This window comes from Colwellia hornerae, from assembly GCF_007954355.1.
Lineage (GTDB): Bacteria > Pseudomonadota > Gammaproteobacteria > Enterobacterales > Alteromonadaceae > Colwellia_A > Colwellia_A hornerae.
On record NZ_VOLR01000005.1, the window covers coordinates 144177 to 159660 of the forward strand.

17 protein-coding genes and 1 pseudogene are annotated in these 15484 nt (G+C 37.5%); 9 read left to right on the forward strand and 9 right to left on the reverse strand.

The genetic code is table 11. From position 1 onward, the window contains the following. Positions 1–10 precede the first annotated feature (10 nt). The 6 genes from ESZ26_RS04930 to rpsB form a co-directional block, all read right to left on the reverse strand. Positions 11–880 carry a phosphatidate cytidylyltransferase gene (locus ESZ26_RS04930; protein WP_146798550.1) on the reverse strand — a complete coding sequence of 290 codons (870 nt, stop codon included), beginning with the start codon at positions 878–880 and terminating at the stop codon, positions 11–13. Between the two features lie 59 nt (positions 881–939). Further along, positions 940–1683, reverse strand: a complete 744-nt coding sequence (uppS, locus tag ESZ26_RS04935) for a polyprenyl diphosphate synthase (RefSeq protein WP_146798551.1) — start codon at positions 1681–1683, stop codon at positions 940–942. Between the two features lie 99 nt (positions 1684–1782). Beyond that, a complete protein-coding gene (frr, locus tag ESZ26_RS04940; protein ID WP_146798553.1) occupies positions 1783–2340 on the reverse strand; it encodes a ribosome recycling factor in 558 nt (185 codons plus the stop codon). Between the two features lie 24 nt (positions 2341–2364). Then, positions 2365–3105, reverse strand: coding sequence for a UMP kinase (gene pyrH, locus ESZ26_RS04945; RefSeq protein WP_146798554.1), 741 nt, complete (start codon positions 3103–3105; stop codon positions 2365–2367). A 144-nt stretch (positions 3106–3249) separates the two neighbouring features. After that, positions 3250–4122, reverse strand: a complete 873-nt coding sequence (gene tsf / locus ESZ26_RS04950; RefSeq protein WP_146798555.1) for a translation elongation factor Ts — start codon at positions 4120–4122, stop codon at positions 3250–3252. A gap of 122 nt (positions 4123–4244) precedes the next feature. Beyond that, a complete protein-coding gene (gene rpsB / locus ESZ26_RS04955) occupies positions 4245–4973 on the reverse strand; it encodes a 30S ribosomal protein S2 (RefSeq protein WP_070374057.1) in 729 nt (242 codons plus the stop codon). A gap of 455 nt (positions 4974–5428) precedes the next feature. Here rpsB and ESZ26_RS04960 point away from each other — a divergent pair, with 455 nt between their 5' ends. The 5 genes from ESZ26_RS04960 (at position 5429) to ESZ26_RS04980 (ending at position 11117) form a co-directional block, all read left to right on the forward strand. Next, a complete protein-coding gene (locus ESZ26_RS04960) occupies positions 5429–6043 on the forward strand; it encodes a hypothetical protein (protein WP_244947073.1) in 615 nt (204 codons plus the stop codon). Between the two features lie 80 nt (positions 6044–6123). After that, entirely contained in the window at positions 6124–6912 is a 789-nt protein-coding gene (gene map, locus ESZ26_RS04965) for a type I methionyl aminopeptidase (protein ID WP_146798558.1), read from the forward strand. A gap of 117 nt (positions 6913–7029) precedes the next feature. Next, on the forward strand, positions 7030–9651 hold the full coding sequence (gene glnD / locus ESZ26_RS04970; RefSeq protein ID WP_146798560.1) for a [protein-PII] uridylyltransferase: 2622 nt from the start codon (positions 7030–7032) through the stop codon (positions 9649–9651). A 37-nt stretch (positions 9652–9688) separates the two neighbouring features. Continuing rightward, a complete protein-coding gene (dapD, locus tag ESZ26_RS04975; RefSeq protein ID WP_146798561.1) occupies positions 9689–10519 on the forward strand; it encodes a 2,3,4,5-tetrahydropyridine-2,6-dicarboxylate N-succinyltransferase in 831 nt (276 codons plus the stop codon). Positions 10520–10787: 268 nt separating this feature from the next. Continuing rightward, positions 10788–11117 (forward strand): hypothetical protein, encoded by a 330-nt coding sequence (locus tag ESZ26_RS04980; RefSeq protein ID WP_146798562.1) that lies wholly within the window; start codon positions 10788–10790, stop codon positions 11115–11117. 10 nt (positions 11118–11127) lie between these two features. On the opposite strand, the gene truC is transcribed toward ESZ26_RS04980, so the two are convergent. After that, positions 11128–11889 carry a tRNA pseudouridine(65) synthase TruC gene (gene truC / locus ESZ26_RS04985; protein WP_170246308.1) on the reverse strand — a complete coding sequence of 254 codons (762 nt, stop codon included), beginning with the start codon at positions 11887–11889 and terminating at the stop codon, positions 11128–11130. A gap of 110 nt (positions 11890–11999) precedes the next feature. On the opposite strand from truC, the gene ESZ26_RS04990 reads away from it, so the two are divergent. The 3 genes from ESZ26_RS04990 to ESZ26_RS19170 all read left to right on the forward strand — a co-directional run bounded on the left by ESZ26_RS04990 (position 12000) and on the right by ESZ26_RS19170 (position 13643). Further along, on the forward strand, positions 12000–13049 hold the full coding sequence (locus ESZ26_RS04990) for a DUF3549 family protein (RefSeq protein WP_146798563.1): 1050 nt from the start codon (positions 12000–12002) through the stop codon (positions 13047–13049). A 15-nt stretch (positions 13050–13064) separates the two neighbouring features. Continuing rightward, positions 13065–13364, forward strand: a complete 300-nt coding sequence (locus ESZ26_RS04995) for a DUF3301 domain-containing protein (RefSeq protein WP_146798564.1) — start codon at positions 13065–13067, stop codon at positions 13362–13364. 117 nt (positions 13365–13481) lie between these two features. After that, positions 13482–13643: a hypothetical protein gene (locus ESZ26_RS19170; protein ID WP_170246309.1), complete on the forward strand. Its 162-nt coding sequence runs from the start codon at positions 13482–13484 to the stop codon at positions 13641–13643. Here the strand turns inward: ESZ26_RS19170 and ESZ26_RS19610 are convergent. Together ESZ26_RS19610 and ESZ26_RS19615 are read right to left on the reverse strand one after the other, a co-directional pair. Continuing rightward, entirely contained in the window at positions 13633–14037 is a 405-nt protein-coding gene (locus ESZ26_RS19610) for a CZB domain-containing protein (RefSeq protein WP_425321257.1), read from the reverse strand. The genes ESZ26_RS19170 and ESZ26_RS19610 overlap by 11 nt on opposite strands. Before the next feature lie 48 nt (positions 14038–14085). Further along, positions 14086–14757 (reverse strand): annotated as a pseudogene (locus tag ESZ26_RS19615) (methyl-accepting chemotaxis protein); the annotation flags it as partial. A gap of 145 nt (positions 14758–14902) precedes the next feature. Here ESZ26_RS19615 and ESZ26_RS05005 point away from each other — a divergent pair. Beyond that, positions 14903–15418, forward strand: coding sequence for a protein tyrosine phosphatase family protein (locus ESZ26_RS05005; protein ID WP_146798566.1), 516 nt, complete (start codon positions 14903–14905; stop codon positions 15416–15418). The last annotated feature ends 66 nt before the right edge of the window (positions 15419–15484 follow it).

Here is a 15484-nt window from a genome sequence, read left to right on the forward strand (position 1 = left end):
TTATATCAACCTACTGCCAGCCTAATAAGGCGTAGCATAATGCATAAATCGGCGCGGTAGCCGTTAAGCTGTCAATTCTGTCTAAGATTCCACCATGACCAGGTAAAATTGCGCCACTGTCTTTTATACCTGCTTGGCGTTTAAACATACTTTCATTTAAATCACCTAACACTGACACTGTCGTGATGATAGCCGTGACAATTAGCGCTAAGGTAAATTGATGTTGCTGCCATCCAAGAGAGTAACCGGCAATGGTGATAAAGATACAGGCACAAACAACACCGCCAAGAAAGCCTTCTAGAGTTTTTCCTGGACTCACATTGGGTAGCAGTTTACGTTTACCGATAGATTTACCGACAAAATAAGCACCAACATCAGCACTCCACACCATTAAGAATAAAAACATAATGAGTTGAGCGCCGTTATAAGGGTCTTGGTTGTAGTCATTACTGCGCAGCACCATAAAAGCAAGCCAAGTAGGAATAAGCGTTAACCAACCGAATACCCCTCGAATTGAGCGATGGCTTGACCAAAATTTACTATAGCGTGGATAAAGAAAAGTTAGTGTTGCTGATAGAACCCACCAAGCAACAGCAATCCACAAGACCAGCGACACACCTGAGTGAAGCTGTCCGTCAATAGACCAGAGTTGCAATAATGGTAGTGTGTACCAAAGCGCAGATATAAGAATAATCGTCGCACAAACAAAAGCAAGACGACGGCGCTTATTGGCAAAGCCCATCAAAGGTCCCCATTCCCATGCACCAATAGCCATAACAGCCATAAACAAAGCCGCAAATTGATCTAGAGGTAAATAGAAAATGGCGAAAATAGTTAAAGGCGCTAAGATAACAGCGGTAATAATACGTTGTTTTAACAAATGGAAACCCTTTTAAATGCTATTTAATTTTATCGTTATTATTGTTTTAATTTATAGTCTTAAATTTTTATTTGTTCACCTGTTTGACCAAAACGTCGTTCTCTTTGGTCAAAGCACCCCATTGCGGTAATGAGCGCTTGTTCATCAAAATCAGGCCATAGTGTTTCTGTAAAATAAAATTCTGCATAAGCTGCTTGCCATAATAAGAAATTACTTATGCGAAAATCACCACCGGTGCGAATAAGTAAATCAAGTTCTGGTAAATTAGCTAAACAAGTATATTGATGTAATGTTTCTTCAGAAATATCATCAACAGACATAGTGTTATTGGATACTTTTTCAGCTAAAGTTTTAGCAGCATTGGCTATATCCCAACGTCCACCATAGTTAGCTGCAACAGACAATACCATACCTTTATTGTTTGCGGTTAAATCTTCTGAAACTTTTATTTTTTTCTGTAATTTTTCTGAAAAACGTGAAACATCGCCAATCACTTGAAAGCGTACATCGTTTTTATGAAGCTTTTTTACTTCTCGCGTTAAGACGAACATGAATAAATCCATCAACACGCTGACTTCTTGTTCTGGTCGCTGCCAATTTTCACTACTAAAGGCAAAAAGTGTTAATGCTTTTACCCCGTATTTTATCGCAGTACTCACTGATGTTCGAACAGATTCAACACCTGATTTATGACCTGCAACGCGTGTTTTACCACGTTGTTGCGCCCAACGTCCATTACCATCCATTATAATGGCAACGTGTTGCGGCACTTTGATTAAAGTTTCTGTAATTGCTTCAGTCATAATCGTTCCATCATGCTAATCAAGCTTCATTCAAATTTTCTGTAAAAAAAACCGTAGTGATCAGTTAATAACTACGGCTTATTCTATCGGTTAACGACGTTATATTTCCATTAACTCTTTTTCTTTAATAGATAATATATCATCAACCTGTTTTACATAAGTATCGGTTAATTTTTGAATATCATCTTCAGACTGATGCATCTCATCATCATTGATTTCTTTTTCTTTATTCAATGATTTAACATCTGAATTAGCATCACGGCGAATATTGCGAATTGCAACCTTGCCATTTTCAGCTTCGTTCTTAACCACTTTAACAAGGTCTTTACGACGCTCTTCCGTTAACGGTGGTAATGGAATACGGATAAGCGTACCTTGAGATGAAGGGTTCAAACCCAAATCAGATTTCAAAATTGCTTTTTCTACTGCACCGATCATGCCTTTATCAAAGACAGTAATCGCTAAAGTACGCGCATCAGGTGTAGCAATATTGCCCACTTGACTTAATGGTGTGTCCATACCGTAATAATCAACAACAATATTATCAAGTAATGAACGATGTGCTCGACCCGTTCTTACTTTGTTTAAATTGCTTTTTAATGATTCGATACTTTTACTCATACGCTCTTGAGCATCTTGCTTTATTTCATTTATCACGTTGAATTTCCTTTAAATCAAAAATTAAACTAAATTTTCTGAATGATCGATAGTTGTACCTTCATTACCGCCCATCACTACTGTTTTTAGTGCACCTGGCTTATTCATATTAAAAACACGAATAGTCATATTGTGATCACGCGCGAGCGTAAATGCGGCTAAATCCATTACTTTCAGTTCTTTTTCTAATACTTCGTTATAGCTTAATTGGCTATATAAAGTAGCATCAGGGTTTTTAACTGGGTCATCTGAGTAGATGCCGTCTACTTTAGTTGCTTTTAAAACCACATCAGCTTCAATTTCAATGCCGCGTAAACAGGCTGCAGAATCTGTAGTAAAGAAAGGATTACCAGTACCAGCACTGAAAATAACAACACGGCCAGATTTTAATAAACTGATGCCTTCAGCCCAGTTATAGCGGTCACAAACACCCGCCAAGTCAATTGCAGACATTAATTTAGCATTAACAAAGGCACGATGTAAGGCGTCACGCATCGCTAGACCGTTCATTACGGTTGCTAACATGCCCATTTGGTCACCAACAACACGGTTCATTCCAGCTTCTGCAAGACCAGCGCCACGGAACAAATTACCGCCGCCAATAACTAATCCCACTTGAATGCCCATTTCAATCAGTTCTTTAATTTCTTGAGCCATACGATCCAAAACTTTAGGGTCGATACCGAAACCCTCTTCACCCATTAAGGCTTCACCACTAAGTTTTAATAAAATTCGACGATATATTGGTTTTGGACTGATGCTCATAAAAAACATTCCTGTATTTTGTCTATAAATAGGCGAAAAAAATAGCCGTGATCAATTTGACCGCGGCTATTTTAGTACGTTTAGCTGACTATCGAAAGTCTAAACTGAAAAAAGAACTGTTTTACTGAATTAAATGCTTAAAAATTAAGCTTTTGATGCAGCAATTTGTGCTTCAACTTCAGCAGCAAAATCTTCTTCTTTCTTAGCAATGCCTTCACCAACTTCTAAACGAACAAAGTTAGAAACCGTAATGCCTTTCTCTTTAAGAACAACACCAACAGTTTTCTTAGGTTCCATGATGAATGCTTGACCCGTCAAAGAAATTTCACCGGTAAATTTCTTCATGCGACCGATGATGATCTTTTCAAGTAATTCAACAGGTTTTTTCTTTTTATCATCAAGCGCATCGTTTTCAGCTTTTAAGATATCGAGTTGAATACGCTGTTCATTTTCTACAACACTATCAGCAACATCTTCAGGTGTTAAAAATTCAGGCTTACTTGCAGCAACGTGCATAGCAATGTGCTTTAATGATTCAGCATCGCCTTCACCAGCAACAACAACACCAATACTAGCGCCATGGCTATATGAAGCTAATGCAGTACCTTCAACGTATGAAACGCGACGGATATTGATGTTTTCACCAATTTTAGTCACTAGCGTAATACGCTTTTCTTCGAATTGAGCTTGTAACTCTTCGATTGTCGCTTTTGATGCTAAAGCAGCGTCTGCAACTTCGTTAGCAAAACCTAAGAAGTTTGAATCTTTTGCAACAAAGTCAGTCTGACAGTTAACTTCAAGAAGTGCAGCAACGCCATCAGCGCTTTTAATTAAAATAGCACCTTCAGCAGCGATGTTACCGGCTTTTTTAGCCGCTTTTGCTTGACCGTTCTTACGCATATTTTCAATCGCAAGTTCCATGTCGCCTTCAGCTTCTTGTAAAGCTTTTTTACAATCCATCATGCCCGCAGCTGTGCGTTCACGAAGTTCTTTTACCATTGCAGCAGTAATTACCATGAGAGAATTCCTCAAATTTTGTTATCCCCTAAACTAGTTAAAGCCGGGCATAAATATTAATATGTTGCCACAAGCGTTAACACGCTTGTGGCAATAGCAAAAAAGATTATGAAAAACTGAAATTATTCAGCTTCTACAAAACCGTCTTTTTCAGCTTGAACAACAATGTTCTTTTCACGACCAGCTAAAACTGCGTTAGCAGCAGAATCAGTGTATAAAGTCACAGCGCGAATTGCATCGTCGTTACCCGGGATAATGAAATCAATGTTATCTGGGTTTGAGTTTGTATCAACTACAGATATTACTGGAATACCTAAGTTTTTAGCTTCTTTAATAGAAATGTGTTCGTGATCAGCATCAATGATGAATAAAACGTCAGGTAAACCACCCATGTTTTTGATTCCACCAAGACTTTTGTCAAGTTTTTCCATTTCACGTGTACGCATCAAAGCTTCTTTTTTAGTAAGAGCTTCAAAAGTACCGTCAGAGCTTTGTGCTTCAAGATCTTTTAAACGCTTGATTGATTGACGAACTGTTTTCCAGTTAGTCAACATACCACCTAACCAACGGTGATTAACGTAAAACTGATCACATTTGATAGCAGCATCTTTGATTGCATCGCTTGCAGCGCGCTTAGTACCAACAAATAAAACTTTACCTTTTTTCGCAGAAACACCTGATAAGAAAGCAAGGGCTTCATTGAACATAGGAACAGTTTGTTCAAGGTTGATGATATGAACTTTATCGCGTGAACCAAAAATGTAAGTTTTCATTTTTGGGTTCCAGTAACGGGTTTTGTGACCGAAATGAACACCTGCTTTAAGCATATCGCGCATAGAAACGTTTGGCATGATTTTTCCTTTATTTGGTTTAGGGGGTTAAGCGTTCATACATTCAAATATACCTGACTCTTTATTGTTCGATTATTTGCTTATAATTAAGACAAATTCAAACTGAGCACCCCGACATATTCTTAATAAATGTATGTGAATTTATAATAAGTACCATTATTTTTAACAGTACAAGTTTTAAAGTTAAACATTATCGATAACAACAAGTTAGCAATCGGACAACCGAAAAAGCTGAGTAATACTTAGATAAAACCTAAATAACAATGCTATTCAATCGACAAATTTAACGGCGCACTTTATACCATATTAATTTACTAAAGGCTAGAAATTAACAATTAAAGGTCAATATTCCTCAATTAATATAGTAATAATATTACTGGGATAATTTTACTGTACGCGCTAAAATTACCAGTTCTATATTTTGATTCAATTTTGACTTAACACTACGGCGATATATGACCATGTCTACTGAACTATTTTTTATTTATGACACACACTGCCCTTGGAGCTTTGCGACAACTTCTTTAGTTAAAGAAATTGCCGATGCTTATCCAAATATCACTTTAAATTTATGGCACAGTGCTCACTATGAAGGAGATGAAAAAGTCAGCAGAAAAACCATTGATGCCGTTGAAGACGACGCTAACATTGAATTTAGTCATGAATATGTAAAAACACTTAACGTAGAGAAAGACTCAACGTTAAGTGCTAATTTAATCGGTTGGGTCAGTCAAAAAGTGCCACACTTAACCTTAGAGCTAATTCAAGCGATTCAAAAGCAGCATTTTGAACAAGGCACAGCTTTTACACACGAAAGTGATTTTCAGCCGATCGTTGAAGCACTTAAGCTATCACCGCCCGCAAAGGTATTTAAAGAAGGGAAAATAGCTAAAGAAGCCGAGTTTGTTTTACAAGAAATTTATGACTTTCAAGAGTATATTAGTACCAAAGCGATCCCGGCATTATTGATTGCTCATAATGAAAACCTAACCTTGTTAAACCATAACTTATATCTGCAAAACCCGAGTGCGATAATAGAAGCCATTGAGCTTGAACTTGCAAAAAGCTAGACCAATAGACAATAACGACACTTTTAGGCAAAATAGCAACCGTAGCTAGCCTTTACACTAAACAGATTATTGAGGAATAAATGGGTATTACAATAAAAACTCAGCAAGAAATAGAAAAAATGCGTATTGCAGGAAAACTTGCCGCCGACGTATTAGAGATGATCACGCCTCATGTTAAAGCGGGTGTGACGACCAATGAGTTAAATACCCTATGCGCTGACTATACCGACAAAGTACAAAATGCCATCTCAGCGCCATTAAATTATCACGGTTTTCCTAAATCAATTTGTACCTCGGTTAATCACGTCGTTTGTCACGGTATACCTAACGATGTGCCATTGGTTGATGGCGATATTGTTAATATCGATATTACTGTTATTAAAGATAGCTACCACGGCGATACCAGTAAAATGTTTCTTATTGGCGAGGTCAGCCTTGAAGACAATCGTTTGTGCCGCATCACCCGAGAAGCCTTGTATGTAGGTTTGAAAAAAGTAAAACCAGGTAACACCTTTGGTGAGATTGGCACTGCCATTCAAAAGTTTTTAAAAAAATCAGGTCGTTACTCTATTGTAAAAGAATATTGTGGCCATGGCATTGGCAACGTTTTTCACGAAGAACCACAAATTGTTCATTATAAAAATAATGATAAAGAAAAAATGCTTGAAGGCATGTGTTTTACTATAGAACCTATGGTAAACCTTGGCCGTGCTAACACATTGTTAGATAAAGAAGATAATTGGACCGTTTACACCTTAGATAATAAAAAGTCAGCGCAATGGGAACATACCCTTGTGGTTACTCGCACCGGCTGTGAAATTTTAACACTGCATAGCGATGATACTATTCCAAGACATCTGCAAAACTAGTTTTTATCACTGGTTTTTATAACAAAGTATAAGTTAGCGATAGTCGTTATTTGCTTTTTAACGGCTAAATAAAGCATGATGTCTATCGCCTTAACTTATTGAGTAAAATATTCAGCTATGCAAACTCTTTTTCCGATAGAATATAGTACCCCCTTAGCCGTTAGCTCTCCCTTTATTTCTACTCAAGATATATGTCAACTTAGCCGCGACTTTCAACAATGGCAAAAAGATAAATTTCCTTATGTAGAAGTATCAATATTAGTTTCCACGCGTTCAGAGTTTGTTGACAAAATTCTCCATAAGCTTTGGTGCCAGCACAGTTTAGATGAAGATCAAATCAGCTTACTTGCTGTTGGAGGCTATGGTCGAGGTGAATTACATCCCTATTCTGATGTTGATATATTATTACTGACTCAAGCAAAAATTAGCGATGCATTATCTGAAAAAATATCCGCTTTCATTACCCAGTTATGGGATGTAAAGCTCGATATTGGTCATAGTGTCCGCAGTGTTAAAGAATGTGTCAAGCAAGCAAAAAGTGACGTTACTATAGCGACAAATTTGATGGAGATGCGTCAAATTTGCGGTAATGAGGCCCTCACCCAAAATTTATATCCGTTATTGGCAAAAGATGGCTTTTGGACCTCAAAAAAATTCTTCTTGGCCAAACGCGAAGAACAATATGAACGCCACCAACAATACCATGGAGCCTCCTACACGCTAGAGCCCAATTTAAAAGCCAATCCAGGTGGCTTGCGAGATATTCAAACCATAGCTTGGGTTGCCAAACGACATTTTGTTGCCGACTCACTTGAAGAACTTGTTGCCCATCATTATTTAACCCAAAATGAATTTTTTGAATTATTAGAGTGTCAGGACTACCTATGGCGAATGCGTGCCGCTTTGCACATTATTGCCGGTCGCTGTGAAAATCGTTTGCTCTTTGACTACCAAGGTGAAGTTGCTAGTTTAATGGGCTTTGGTGATGAAGGTAAATTTGCTATTGAACGCATGATGAAACGATTTTTTCGTATTATCGGCCGTGTTGCTGAACTTAATAAGATGCTGTTACAGCATTTTGAATATGCCATTATCAAAAAGAACCATCCTGTTGAAAAGATCCCCCTCAATAAAGATTTTATTATTATTGATGGCCAGATAAATGCGGTAAACGACAGAGTTTTTATGAGTTCGGTAAAAATTATGGAACTGTTTTTACTGGTTGCTCAAAATGACAACATTACTGATTTACACCCTCAGACACTAAGATTATTAAGAAATGCCCGTAGACGTTTAATTTCAGGGTTAATGGATTACGCCGAATGTCGACGAATTTTTATCGAAATTATGAAGCATCCGAATGGCTTAGGGCTAACTTTTAGCTTAATGCATCGTCATTCAATTATTGCCGCTTACTTACCACAATGGCGAAGTATTGTCGGACAAATGCAATTTGATTTGTTTCATGCTTATTCTGTTGATGAGCATAGCTACCGATTAATTAAAAATATTTACCGTTTTAGCCAACCCGAACATGACAACGATTACCCGCTTTGCAGCAAGATAATGCAGCGTATTCGTAAACCAGAAGTATTGTATATTGCCGGTATATTTCACGATATTGCTAAAGGTCGTGGTGGTGACCATGCAAAATTAGGCGCAGTTGATGCGTTAGAATTTAGCAAAGTTCACCCGATAAGTGATCACGATGGCAGGATGATCGCCTGGTTAGTCAAAAACCATCTAGTGATGTCGGTCACCGCGCAACGAAGAGATATTGCTGATGAGGAAGTGATCAGAAATTTTGCTGGTATTGTCAGAGATGAAGCTCACTTAGATTACCTCTATTGTTTAACCGTTGCTGATATGCGCGCAACCAATGAAAGTTTATGGAATAGCTGGAAAGCTAATTTACTGCAAGAACTTTATTTTAATACCAAAAGAGCCTTTCGCCGAGGACTTGAAAAACAAGTTGATTTACGAGCTAAAACACGAGAAAACCAAGAAAAAGCACTCGAACTGCTCAAAGATTACGAGTGCGATGCTAATCAAATTAGAACCTTTTGGAAAAAACTTAAAGCCGAATATTTTTTACGTTATTCACCAGTACAAATTGCTTGGCATAGTCGCCATATAATAAAACATAGTATAGTAAAACCTTTAGTATTGATCAGTCCAAAACCTTATAGAGGCGGTACTGAAATATTTATTTATACCAAAGCCTCAGCAAATATCTTTGCCAAGATGGTGACCTTACTCGACGCACAGCGTTTATCCATTCACGATGCTAAAATCATTAGCAGTAAGAAAGGTTATACCTTAAATACTTTTGTGGTGTTAGATCAAAAAAACAGAGCGATTACTGACAGCAGCCGAGCATTAGATATAGCAAACAAACTCACTAAATCATTAATGAAGCCACTGCCAAAGGTAAAGAACAAAGCTGCGCCAGCCTATATTGACAACTTTAAAGTCCCCACTAAAGTGAGCTTTATTGAAACAGCAACAGATAAAACCACGGTATTAGAAATAATCGCGCTTGATCATCCAGGCCTATTAGCTAAATTTGCGAAAATATTTCAAGAAAATAAATTAAATATTCACTCAGCAAAAATCACCACTTTTGGTGAAAAAATAGATGATGTGTTTACAGTTTCAAACACAGATAACTTAGCGTTAACGCAAGAACAACAGCAACAACTTTCAGCGATGCTATGTGAAAAACAATTTAGCATTTAACACTTTAGACCATAAATTTAAAAGAATAGGAATTACCATGTCAAACTTACAAAGCACCATAGAGCAAGCTTTTGAAGATAGAATGAACATCACGCCAAAAACGGTTTCAGCTGAAGTAAAGCAAGCGGTATTAGACGCTTTAGCGGCCTTAAATGATGGCTCTGCCCGTGTTGCAGAAAAAGTAGCCGGTGAATGGGTTGTTCATCAGTGGCTAAAGAAAGCCGTTTTACTTTCTTTTAGAATTTGGGACAACGCGGTAATCGATGGCGCAGAAAGTACCTTTTTTGATAAGGTGCCAATGAAGTATACTGATTACACACAAGCAGACTTTGAGGCTGACGGTGTTCGTGTTGTTCCTGGCGCATCTGTGCGCACTGGTAGCTTCATTGGTAAAAATGTGGTGATCATGCCAAGCTTTGTTAATATCGGCGCTTATGTTGATGAAGGCTGTATGGTCGATGCATGGGCCACTGTCGGTTCATGTGCTCAAATTGGTAAGAATGTACACTTATCTGGTGGCGTTGGTATTGGTGGCGTTTTAGAGCCTTTACAAGCGGGCCCCACCATTATTGAAGATAACTGCTTTATTGGTGCACGCTCTGAAATTGTTGAAGGTGTGGTGGTTGAAGAAGGCGCAGTAATTTCTATGGGGGTTTACATTGGACAAAGTACCCGTATTTTTGATCGTGAAACTGGTGAAATACATTACGGTCGTGTGCCAGCAGGTTCGGTGGTCGTACCGGGCAACTTACCTTCTAAGTGTGGTACCTACAGTTTATACGCAGCGATAATTGTTAAAAAAGTGGATGCTAAAACACGCGCAAAAGTTGGCATTAATGCTTTACTTCGTTCGGTATCAGAAGAATAAAGCGATAATTTATTTTTAAAAATAGCGGTGAATTTATCACCGCTATTTTTTTGACAGCTAAACAGTCAATACTACAGCTTGGCTGTCAAAGTTAATGACCCTTACAAAAACATCTCCATTCATTAAATAAAAAAATTTAAATTTCTTTATAAATAACAGTCAATTAATTCGCATCAGAACATTTAGCTCAACTAATTTAACAATCAATAAAACACTTGGCATACCATTTGCCATCTAGAGATATCACTTGTTTTATTATTGACTGCTCATGAAAAATATTTTAACTTTGCTTATTGTTCTTAGCGCTTTATTACTTACAGCTTGTAGTTCCACCCCACAAGTGGCAATAGAAAAAAAGCCATTGCTCTCTGACCATCATTTAATGATGTCATTGCTTCATCGTCCAGTAACGGAAGATCAGCAAATGATGTTGGCATTTGCTCAGCAACGTGAACGTTATAGTAACGATATTTTTATCAATACGGTCAGTATTAAAGGCCCAAAAATTAACGACAATAATAACCAAAGAACCACGCATGTCTATGCTGCTTTAATTGCCAGAGATGTAAATGCTATTAGTATTATTGCCGCTGAATAACATGACGTTATTAAGACGTTAGCTCTGTTATATTTTTCATCTCCCAAGAAAGCTCATCAAAAACTTCTAGCCATTGCTGATCAAATTCAGCTTCAATCGTCAGCTGTACTTTGGTGATAGGATGAATAAACACCACTTTTTTAGCAATTAACATCAAACGTTTGAAACCAAAGTGTTCAATAAAAAATGGATTTTGTTTATTATCACCATAATTAATATCGCCTAAGATAGGATGGCGTAAGTGTGCTAAATGACGGCGAATTTGATGCCTTCTTCCCGTGGTAGGCAGTAATTTAATCAATGAATAACGCACACTATCAAATTTACCGACCTTAATAGGTAAACTTGCGGTTAATAAAGACTCGTAATGGGTAACCGCCTCTTGTGGCGCTTTATCGAGACTGACATTTTTATCACCTAATTTATCAAGCTTCTCTTTAAGGGCATAATCTATTTCACCAGCGCCGAGTAAATGACCCCGCGTTAAAGCAAAGTATGTTTTTTGAATTTTTTTATCAATGAACACTTGCCCCATTAGTCGGGCTACTTCTTCGTTTAAACCAAATAATAAAACACCTGATGTTGGACGATCTAAACGGTGAAGGGGGTAAACATATTTACCCACTTGGTCACGTACTAATTGTAAGGCAAAATATATTTCATCTTTATCCATATAACTTCTATGAACAAATAATCCTGCCGGCTTGTCAACGGCAACAATGTAATCATCTTGATATAGTATCGTTAAGATGGGTTTTTCATCAAAAGGCATGATTATCTCTAGGTTTATTATCCGCTATGTAAAAAGCAAATAGTATTGATCTATTATTATCTCTATAATGCCGACATTATTCGATTATTATTTTATTTATTATTTAAGCTATGAATACTATCTCTTCTATTTCTGAATTATTAAAGCTTTCTGGCTCTCAATATCGGGTTTTTGATATTGGCCGAAAAATAGATAAATTATCAAAAGATAGTTTTACTAAAATTGAAGCAAACCAAATTCCTTATCCATACCCTTCTCAAGGGCATGCCTTTATAGCGATAGCTTTTTGGCAAAAGCAAAACTCTTCGCCGTATTTATGGTTTGTAAAAATACCTCTTGATGAGCGCGGTTTACTTAACTTAGTCGCGAGAGATCATTTTATTGCTATTATTGTTGAAGCATTAGGTGCTGAACTTAGTACGGCGCCAAACGAACAACAAGAAGCCTTACTTAAAAGTAATCCTTACCATTTTACTCCACCACAATACAAATTAGCCTATTTAAACAGTTTAATTTCGCTGGAAACAAAAAATAATAGTAGCCAATATTTTTCAGGTGCATTAAGTTATTTGTCGGGCGAGAAATCTTGGCAAGATTACCACAGCGTAGGTGTGCAAGGCTTAAATGACTTCGCCGTACGTTTATCAGCCAAAGAGATACAAAAAATAATGGTGAGTGCTCTGCCTCAATTACCTTCGCCAGTACTTAAGCCGTTATGTTCAGCATTAGAAAATGTTAAGTTATCAGTAGATATTATTGATAAACTGATTGCAGCGTTTAAGCTACGCGAAAGTGCTGAAGATGAAGTGAGTAGCGCTGAACTAAGTTTTATATTACGCAGTTTATCATCAAGTTGTGAACACCCACATGTGGTGATTTTTATTGATTCGCTGATAAAGCAATCGTCAGCTGCACAAAGTATCTCCGAAGAAATAGCGATAGTGATTGCTGGGAGATGCTGGCAAGTTTTCACTAATGAACCGCAAATAATGTCCTTTTTGGAGTTATTAGTCGCTCAGCATGATATTGCCGTTTTCCAAGCTATTTTCAAAGATTTGGTGGCTGTTCCTGCTTTACGGCCGTTAATATTTCAATGTATGAGAGCGCCAAACCGTAGCGATGAGTTAAGTAAAGCTATTGGTATGTTATTTCAACGCTAATGATAGAGAGCTAGAATGGAAAATATTTATTTATTACTGATTGTCTGTTTATTTTTGTGGTACTTCATTTACCTGAGAAAAGTGTCAGAATTCGCCTTACGTCATATAACCGCGTATTGTGAAAAAGATGGCTTGCAGTTCATTTCGCTTTCCAGGCGATCAAGTCGTTTAACCTTTAGTAAAGCTTCAGGACCCCATTGGATCAGTATTTTTGACTTTGAGTTCAGTGGTGATGGTGAGTCAAGTTATCAAGGTCAAGCAACATTAAAGGGTTATAAATTAGAAAACACCCATGTCCCCATGTACAAAATATAAGTACCCGAAAAAAACTGACCAAGCGGCTAAAAGCTAAATAAGAATACCATCGGCATTGCCATCTAGGTAACTACTCCTGCGTTACTTTAGTCGCCGTATCGGCCTGTAGGAAGTATAATGCCATGGATACTTAGAAGACGCCTGTGCCGTGGTGAACATATACCTTCCTTGGCATCGACGTGCAAGGAAGCACTAATGCAGTGGAGGCATGGATGCCTAAGAACTGCCATGCCACCACGTTATACCGTTCATCCTGAAGCTAAAAGTGCTACTTTTTAGTCGCTAAATTGATATTTTGAGCAACTTGTTGAGAAAGTGCCGTTAATGCATCAACCACTTTAAAACTTGCATTCTCCATAACGGTAAGGGCTTTTAATGCACGTGCTGTGTCTCCAGCAGCGTGAGCATGTAATGCCTCAAGGCCGTGGCTGTGAACATCGATATGCGGGCCTTCGATTTGTTTAAAAGCACTTTGTGTTGCATATTTTTCAGCACCTTCCCCTTGATAAAACCATTTCCCTAATCGACACATAGTATGATCAGCAAAGTCTTCAGGGCCCTTATCAGACATACCTAACATCACTTTATAGACATCGAGCTTCCAAACAACGTGATCCATTTTAACCGTTTGTAAAAATGCATCGGCTGTTGAATGAGTAATAACTGAATACATATTTTTTGATAATGACACAATACGATTAGCGGTATCTTCAATGGAAGAAGTACTAGCACTTATTGCTTGGCTCTTCTCACCTACTTGACCAATACCATTAATAACATCGCCCATTTGTGTATTAACTTGCTCTATTAAGTTAGATATTTCATTGGAAGCCTCCGCTGAGCGCTGCGCTAGTGTTCTAACTTCGTCAGCAACAACCGCAAAACCTCGACCTTGTTCTCCGGCCCTTGCTGCTTCTATGGCGGCATTTAACGCTAATAAGTTAGTTTGATCAGAAATACCTTTAATAATATTAACAAAGTCATTAATGCCAGAAGTCACTGTTTTTAATTGGTCAACTGAGGTTGATGCCGAGTGCGTCTCATTAGAAATCTCTGACGTGGAAATAATGTTTGTTGCTAGCATATCCATAATTTGATCAAAGAGTTGTTGTGATGACTGGAAGGTATCACGGTGCTCAATCATACCGGTAGATGAAGATGCTAACTCTTGACGAATTTGGTCAATTAAACTTGAAGACTGCATCCACAGTTTATTTAGATCTTCATGCGTACGAGCACGATTATCGTTAGTAGACATATCTTCGGCTAGCTGAGAATTATCATTTTCAGCTAATAATAATTTTTCTTCTAGTGATTCTATACGAGTTTTCAATTGGTTATTTTCAATTTTGAGACGGGAAATTTCTTCTTTGCTTTTTGCACCAAAAATCATTTTATTTTGCCACCTTTAATATCTAGTTTTATATAATTAATATATATTAAAAAATGACCATGACTAGCGTTTTCTAACATCTTTTGATAAAAGGTGTTCATAACTAAAATCATATAAAGTTAATTAGCCATACGGAAGTACAGTAATGAATAAACAAGCAAGCATATTTTTGACCTTTGTAATTTTAATGCTCACCTTATCTGGTTTTACCCAGGCTAATAACGTTAGTAATAACCTCTCAGCTAAAAATGCTAAACAATATAGCGAGCAGTTTATTATTGGTGGGCAACCCAGCGAGAATGATCTCATTATACTGTCAAAAAGCGGTATTAAAACCGTGATCAACTTACGTGGTACAGATGAATTTGACGATTTTGACGAACAAGCTAAAGTAGAAGCCTTGGGCATGAATTATATTGCTATACCGATTAGTGGTGCCAGTGATATCAATAAAGAAAACTTGGCATTATTTACTGCTGCCATCAAGAATACTGAACAAGCTTTTGTTCATTGCGCCAGTGGTAATCGTGTTGGTGCTATGTTCGCATTAGATGCGCGCTTCAATCACAATAAAAGTATTGATGAAGCGATTGTTACAGGAAAAAAAGCGGGGTTAACTAGTTTAGAAGCTACCGTTAAAAAAGTGATAAAGACTCAATAACGTTAACAATCTAGCTGTCTTTATCTAGTAAAAGCTCAAGAAATACTTGAGCCTTTACTCTTTATT

Bases quoted from the DNA above. Each gene is read 5' to 3' on its own strand.
- uppS (WP_146798551.1), bottom strand. From the start codon at position 1,683: ATGACTGAAGCAATTACAGAAACTTTAATCAAAGTGCCGCAACACGTT.
- pyrH (WP_146798554.1), bottom strand. From the start codon at position 3,105: ATGAGCATCAGTCCAAAACCAATATATCGTCGAATTTTATTAAAACTT.
- tsf (WP_146798555.1), bottom strand. From the start codon at position 4,122: ATGGTAATTACTGCTGCAATGGTAAAAGAACTTCGTGAACGCACAGCT.
- rpsB (WP_070374057.1), bottom strand. From the start codon at position 4,973: ATGCCAAACGTTTCTATGCGCGATATGCTTAAAGCAGGTGTTCATTTC.
- ESZ26_RS04960 (WP_244947073.1), top strand. From the start codon at position 5,429: ATGACCATGTCTACTGAACTATTTTTTATTTATGACACACACTGCCCT.
- map (WP_146798558.1), top strand. From the start codon at position 6,124: ATGGGTATTACAATAAAAACTCAGCAAGAAATAGAAAAAATGCGTATT.
- glnD (WP_146798560.1), top strand. From the start codon at position 7,030: ATGCAAACTCTTTTTCCGATAGAATATAGTACCCCCTTAGCCGTTAGC.
- dapD (WP_146798561.1), top strand. From the start codon at position 9,689: ATGTCAAACTTACAAAGCACCATAGAGCAAGCTTTTGAAGATAGAATG.
- ESZ26_RS04980 (WP_146798562.1), top strand. From the start codon at position 10,788: ATGAAAAATATTTTAACTTTGCTTATTGTTCTTAGCGCTTTATTACTT.
- truC (WP_170246308.1), bottom strand. From the start codon at position 11,889: ATGCCTTTTGATGAAAAACCCATCTTAACGATACTATATCAAGATGAT.
- ESZ26_RS04990 (WP_146798563.1), top strand. From the start codon at position 12,000: ATGAATACTATCTCTTCTATTTCTGAATTATTAAAGCTTTCTGGCTCT.
- ESZ26_RS04995 (WP_146798564.1), top strand. From the start codon at position 13,065: ATGGAAAATATTTATTTATTACTGATTGTCTGTTTATTTTTGTGGTAC.
- ESZ26_RS19170 (WP_170246309.1), top strand. From the start codon at position 13,482: ATGCCATGGATACTTAGAAGACGCCTGTGCCGTGGTGAACATATACCT.
- ESZ26_RS19610 (WP_425321257.1), bottom strand. From the start codon at position 14,037: ATGTATTCAGTTATTACTCATTCAACAGCCGATGCATTTTTACAAACG.
- ESZ26_RS05005 (WP_146798566.1), top strand. From the start codon at position 14,903: ATGAATAAACAAGCAAGCATATTTTTGACCTTTGTAATTTTAATGCTC.